The organism is Candidatus Neomicrothrix sp. (assembly GCF_035329545.1).
GTDB classification, from domain to species: Bacteria; Actinomycetota; Acidimicrobiia; order Acidimicrobiales; family Microtrichaceae; genus Microthrix; species Microthrix subdominans.
Map to the genome: position 1 here is coordinate 24,592 of NZ_DAOLGP010000001.1, position 6,217 is coordinate 30,808.

At 69.3% G+C, this 6,217-nt stretch carries 4 protein-coding genes; 1 reads left to right on the forward strand and 3 read right to left on the reverse strand.

The genetic code is table 11. The features are described 5' to 3' along the window. Positions 1-18 precede the first annotated feature (18 nt). The 3 genes from PKD89_RS00135 to PKD89_RS00145 form a co-directional block, all read right to left on the reverse strand. Positions 19-957: a purine-nucleoside phosphorylase gene (locus PKD89_RS00135; RefSeq protein ID WP_287389702.1), complete on the reverse strand. Its 939-nt coding sequence runs from the start codon at positions 955-957 to the stop codon at positions 19-21. Continuing rightward, positions 957-2,561, reverse strand: a complete 1,605-nt coding sequence (locus PKD89_RS00140) for an alkaline phosphatase D family protein (RefSeq protein ID WP_287377047.1) — start codon at positions 2,559-2,561, stop codon at positions 957-959. Before PKD89_RS00140 ends, PKD89_RS00135 begins: the two co-directional genes overlap by 1 nt. Before the next feature lie 112 nt (positions 2,562-2,673). Further along, the gene (locus PKD89_RS00145; RefSeq protein ID WP_287389700.1) at positions 2,674-5,220 is read right to left on the reverse strand and encodes an ABC transporter permease; all 2,547 of its coding nucleotides are present in this window, start codon (positions 5,218-5,220) and stop codon (positions 2,674-2,676) included. A 118-nt stretch (positions 5,221-5,338) separates the two neighbouring features. On the opposite strand from PKD89_RS00145, the gene PKD89_RS00150 reads away from it, so the two are divergent. Beyond that, a complete protein-coding gene (locus PKD89_RS00150) occupies positions 5,339-6,196 on the forward strand; it encodes an enoyl-CoA hydratase-related protein (RefSeq protein WP_349257302.1) in 858 nt (285 codons plus the stop codon). Positions 6,197-6,217: the final 21 nt, after the last annotated feature.

Below are 6,217 nucleotides of genomic sequence, written 5' to 3' on the forward strand. Positions count from 1 at the left end.
GTGTGGCGTCGCGCTGATTCACAGAACAGAGCCTTCCCACAGTTCGGTGTCGGCGGCCAGTGCTGCGAGCACCCGGGCGAGCAGGCGGGCCAACTTGGGAGCGGCGGCGCCGGCCACCTCGATCACCTCAGAGGCGGACAGCGCTCCCCCCAGCCCGGCGGCGGCATTGGTAATCAGGCTGATGCCCAGCACGCCCAGGCCCACCTGGCGGGCGGCGATCGTCTCGAGCACGGTCGATTGTCCTACCAGGTCGGCGCCGGCTCGCCCGACCGCAGTGATCTCGGCCGGTGTCTCGAACTCGGGCCCGTGGAAGCCGGCGTACACGCCCTCGGGCAGGTCGGGCGCAACGTTCCGGGCCAGGCCGCGCAGGCGGGGGTGGTACGCATCGGTGAGGTCGACGTGGCGGTAGGCGTGCGGAGGTGGGGGGAGGGGGCCGGTAAGTGGCGACGCACCGGTGAGGTTGAGCTGGTCGCTGATCAGCACCGGGCTGCCGATGGGCCACGCTGCGCCTGCGCCGTCGGGGCCACCATCGCTCGCCCCCGCATCGCCGCTTCGCAGGCACCCGGCGGCGTTGGTCAGCACCGCAACCGTGCAACCGGCCGCCGCAGCCGTGCGAACGCCGTGCGCCACCGCCGCAGGGCCGTGACCCTCGTACAGGTGGGTGCGACCGGTAAACACCAGCGCCTGCAGGCTCTCGCCTTCGGGGGCGTCGACCCGCACGCTGTGCGCCTCCGAGCCGTGCCCCATGGCGCCGGCCGGTTGAAAGCCGGCCAGCTCGTCGGTGGACGTGGTGGCGGTGACGTTCAGCTCGTCGAGCGCTCGCTGCCAACCCGAGCCCAGCCACAGCGCCAACCGGTGGTCGTTGCGACCCAGCCGACCGGCGAGCTGCTCGGCCGCTCGTGCGGCCAGAGCGAACGGCTCTGAGGGGCCGTCGAGCGGTTGGGGCCTGGCGCTCATCAGGCGGTCACCTCGGTGGCTACATGTTCGCCGGCGTCGACCGCCCACGTCGGACCGACCGTGATCGTGCTGTTGGCATCCCAGACGTCGTCGACATAGCGGAACTCGCACTCGAAGCGGTCCTCGGTCACCGTGAACACGGCGTAGCCGTGCTTGGCCTGGAAGTAGCGCACCTGGGGGTTGAGATCGTTGTAGTTGGCGCTGAAGAGGATCGAGCTGATGGCGGTGACCAGAAACTCCGGGCACACCGTGTCGCCGGCAGTCGGGTCCGTCGCCTCGCCGGATGGGCTCGGGCCGTTGACGTCGAGCACAAAGCTGGCGTGGTAGTCGCCGGTGAGGACCACCGGGTTGTCCAGCTCGGCGAGCGCCGAACGGATCGCGGCCCGTTCGGCGGGGAAGCCGTCCCAGGTGTCCATGTAGAACTGAGGAGTGCCCTCGTCGGTCTCGCCGGCGACCAGCCCGGCGAACAGCACCGGGTTGGCCAACGCGGTCCATGTCGTTTCCGACGCCGCCAGCCCGTCGAGCAGCCAGGCGCGCTGGTCCTCGCCAAGCATCGTGCGCTGGTCATCGGCGCGCTGGGCACAGTCGGCGACCGTGCCCAGGCCGTCGTCGCCTGGGCACGGCGGCTCGTCGGAGTACTGGCGGGTGTCGAGGATGAACAGCTGGATCAGCCCACCCACGTCGAGGGTGCGGTACACCGCCAGCTCGCCGTTCTCGGGTGGCGGCAGCCGCACCGGCTGGTGCTCCCACCAAGCCTGGTAGGCGGCGGCACGAAGCTCGGGATCGACTGCCACGTTGTAGTTGTTGAGGACTTCGTGATCATCCCAGGTGGCAAAGAAGGGGGCGGCGGCGTGTGCGGCCTGAAGCTGTTCGTCCCCCTTCACCTGGCCGTAGCGGGCCCGGAACCCCTTGAGGTCCTTGGGGACCGGCGACGTGTACTGGCGGCTGGTATCGCCGTCGGGTCCGGTGAAGAGGTTCTCCAACTCGTAGATGTAGTCGCCCAGGAACACGACGGCGTCGAGATCGTCCAGCTCGGCGGCGTCGCGCCAAGCGGCGTAGCGGCCGCCCTGGAAGTCCTGGCAGGTGGCCAGGGCAAAGCGGAACTGGCCCGACGCCGGCTGCTTTCCGGCCGACGGCATGGTGCGGGTGCGACCGACTGGTGAGATGGTCTCGCCGATCGAGAACCGATACCAATAGGTTCCGTCCGGCTCGAGCCCGTCGGCGATGGCGTGCACCGAGTGGGCGGACTCGCCACGGGCCACCTCGGTGCCCGAAGCGACCACCCGGTCGAATGCCTCGTCGCCGGCAAGCTCCCAGGCGACCGGCACCGGAGCCTCGCCGACACCCCCGTCTGTCCGGGCGGGATCGATGACCACCCGGGTCCACAGGACAACCGACGTGTCGTTCGGATCTCCGGAGGCGACCCCGAGGGCAAACGGGTCGCCCTCGAGCTCGGGGACCGGCGGCAGGGTGGTGGCTGCCACAGACTCGGCGGACGCTCCGTCGCCACCGTCGTCGGAGCTGCATGCCGCCCCCAGCGCGCCAGCGCCGATCAGCGCTGCGCCGCGGAGGAACCGGCGCCGGGTGGCCGCACGTTCGAGCACCGCTGGACGTTCACCCGTGTACATGGGGCTCAGTTCAGCACAGCATCCCAACGCAGCGCCCCACAGCGCCGGGCCGGCAAGTGCTTCGGGGGAGGCCGGTCGTTGCAATCAGCTACTCGTGGGAGATCGCATCGAGCATGTTCATACGCGCCGCCCGCCAGGCGGGCCACAGCGCGGCGAGCAGGCCCATCAGCATCGTGAACATGATGCAGGCGATAATCCACAGCCATGGGATCACCAGGGTGTTCGACAGCGAGTCGGGCAGCACCTTGACCGCTGCCGAGCCCAGAGCAGTACCGACCACCACGCCGAGCAGCCCACCGAACACCGAGGTGATCACCGCCTCACGCCGAACCGTTTTGCGGATCTGACGGCGCGTCATGCCCACCGCTCGCAGCAGGCCGATCTCGCGGGTGCGTTCGTAGACCGAGAGCGCAAGGGTGTTGGCCACGCCCAGCCCGGCGACCAACACTGAGGCCAACAGCAGTGCGGCAACGGCCTTCACCGCTATGTCGAGTGGGCCGGTCTGGCTCTCCTCGAACTGCCTGGGGGTGATCACCTCGGCGTTGGCAAAGTCGGCGGCCACCGGCTCGATCGACGCCTTCAGTGCCGCTGGGCTGGTGTCGGGTGTTGCCTTGATCGCAATGGCCTGCACGAAAGCCTGTGCGCCGACCTCGTCGGCGACCCGCTCGTCGATGATGATGTCGCTCAGCGCCGCCGTGCGGGTGTAGATCGCCCCGACGGTGGCGGTGGTCTCGGCGCCGGTTCCTGTGGACACGGTGACCCGGGCGCCCTGGCCGACGCCTTGGTTGTCGGCAGCGTCGCTCGACAGCCATACCCCGCCGTCGGAGGGGCCGTCGGTGATGTTGAGGTCGTACACCTCACCCACCTCGCTCAGCCTGGCGACCGCCACCCCCGTCGTCTTCCCGGCCGGTCCTTCGACGGTGGCGTTGGCGAACGAGCTGGGCACGACGGCGGCCACGCCTTCGGCCCCGCTCAGCGCGTCGGTGATGGCAGCCGGGTCCGGGGGCACGAACTGGTTGGGGACGAGGTACCAGGTGGCGGTCGTGTTGTTACGCAGCTGGTTCTCGAGGCTCTGACGGACCGAAAGGCCCACGGTGGCCACCAAAGCGATCAGCGCCAGCCCGATCATCAGCGCGCTGGCGGTGGTGGCGGTTCGCTTGGGGTTGCGGGCGGCGTTGGTGCGGGCCAGCGTCGGCACCGGGCCGGAACCGAGCGGTGCTCCGATCAGCCGCACCGCTGGCGCAGCGATCACCCGCGACAGCGCGGCGAGCGCCAGGAACATCACGATCGCACCGCCGCCGATCAGAGCGATGCGCTGTGGGGTCGACCGTCCGCCGCCCAAGCCGATCACGATGCCGGTGAGGCCCACACCCAGTGCGAGCAGGCCCATCAACAGGCCCGAGAGCCCCGAACGCGACGGGTCGGACTCGGTGTCGCGCATCGCCGCCACCGGTGACACCCTGATCGCTTTGAGCGCCGGGAACAGCGCCGAGAGCAGCGTGACCCCCAGGCCGATACCGAACCCGATGCCCACGGTGCGACCCGACACGATCAGCTCGAAGCCTCGGTCGGTATCGATCGCCCAGCCCGCAAGCGTGGACAGCGCCAGCCCTGCGGCCAAACCGAGCAGCGAGGCGATCAACCCGATCACCGCCGCCTCACCGAGCACCGAAACGAACACCTGGCGCCGGCCGGCGCCGACCGCCCGCAGCACCGCCAGCTCCCGGGTGCGCTGAGCGACGACGATCGAGAACGTGTTGGCCACCAGGAACGTGCCGACGAACAACGTGATGCCGGCAAACACCAACATGCCGGTCTCGATGCCGTCGACGATCGTGTTGATCAGGCCGACGACCTGGCCGGTGAGGTCCTCGGCGTCGCCGACCGTGATGCCAGAGGGAAGGTTGGCCTCGATCGCCGAGCTGACGGTGGCGACGTCGGCATCGGGGGCGACCGCCACCAGGATGCTGTCGATCCGGTTGCCGCCGCCGAACAGCTGGGCATTGACCGCCGGGTCGAATACGGCGACCGCCGAGGTGAACGTGAACAAACTGGAGGACTCCGGGGTCACCGACGAAACCACCCCGGTGATGGTCATGTCCCGTCGCCCGGTCGGCAGAAACACCGAGGCCGTGTCGCCCACCTGTGCGTCGGCGGCGCTGAGACCGTCGCTGTTGACCGCCAACTGATCGGGGCCTTTGGGGGCGGTGCCGGAGGTGAGCTTCCACCGGGCATCGTCGAAGGCGGAGGTGGTGGCCGAACTCTGTATGGCCCCCAGGGCGTCGACGCGACGCCCTGGCACGCCGAAAGCGACGCCACGCTGGCTTTGCCCGACCGCCGATGCGACGCCGTCGATGCCGTCGATCTCGTCGACCAGGGCAGCATCGAGCGAGCCGCCGAATCCGAACGACGTGAGCTCGGGTGACACGAACAACAGCCGATTGGCACCGGGAATCTCGCCGACGTCGCCCAGCGCGCCGGCGCCGGAGGTCTCCTCGTCGAGGATGCTCCGCAGCTGGTCCGCCAGCCCGTAGGCCGTCGTGATGAAGGTGACGCCGATGAGCACCGCAAAGGTGGTGAGCAGGAACCGCAGTATGTGGGCTCGGGCGCTCCGCAGGGTCAGCCGAAGTATCACCTCGCCAGTTTGTCAGCCGCTGGCCGGGTACCGTGACGACGCGTCCGCATCCACCGCGTCGTTCAAACCAGAGGAGCCCCGCACCGTGACCGCAACACCGACCGATCGAGAATCGCCGATGGAGGCCGTTCCCCCAGTGGACACAGCCTGGGAGTGCTTCGACGTGAGCCTCGCCGATGGCGTCGCCCACGTGCAGCTCAACCGCCCGGACGCCTACAACTCGATGGTGCTGGCGTTCTGGACCGAGCTTCCCGCCATCGTGAGGGCCCTCGATGCCGCCGGCACCACCCGCGTCATGGTGTTGTCGTCCACCGGCAAGCACTTCTCCGCCGGGATGGACTTGGCGGTGTTTACTGACGGCGGGCTGGGCGGGGCCCCGGGCGCTACCGAGCAGGGCCGGCGCAACTCCAGCCTGTGGCTGATGGTGCAGCACCTCCAGGCCAGCTTTACCGCTTTGGCCGAGGCTCGTTTTCCCGTGTTGGCAGCCGTGCAGGGCGGCTGCATCGGCGGGGCGGTCGACATGGTGTCGGCGGCCGACTGCCGCTACGGCACCGAGGATGCCTTCGTGTGTATCCAGGAGATCAACATCGGCATGACCGCCGACGTCGGCACCTTGCAGCGCCTGGGCAAGCTGATCCCCGACGGGGTGGCGCGCGAGTGGGCCTACACCGGCGACCGGGTGCCGGCGGAGCGGGCACACGAGGTGGGGTTCTTCAACGAGGTCTTCGCAGACCACGACGCCCTGATCGCCGGCGTGCTCGAGATCGCCGGGCGCATCGCCGCCCAGTCGCCCCTGGCGATCTGGGGCACCAAGGAGGCGATCAGCTACGCACGCGACCATTCGACCGCTGACGCGCTGCATCAGATCGCCGGGTGGCAATCGGGCATGTTTCAGCCGGGCGACATGATGGAGGCTTTCGCTGCCAAGGCCGAGAAACGCCCGGGAGTCTTCGAAGACCTTCCCCCGCGTCCGTGACACAGCGGATGCTGCGATGAC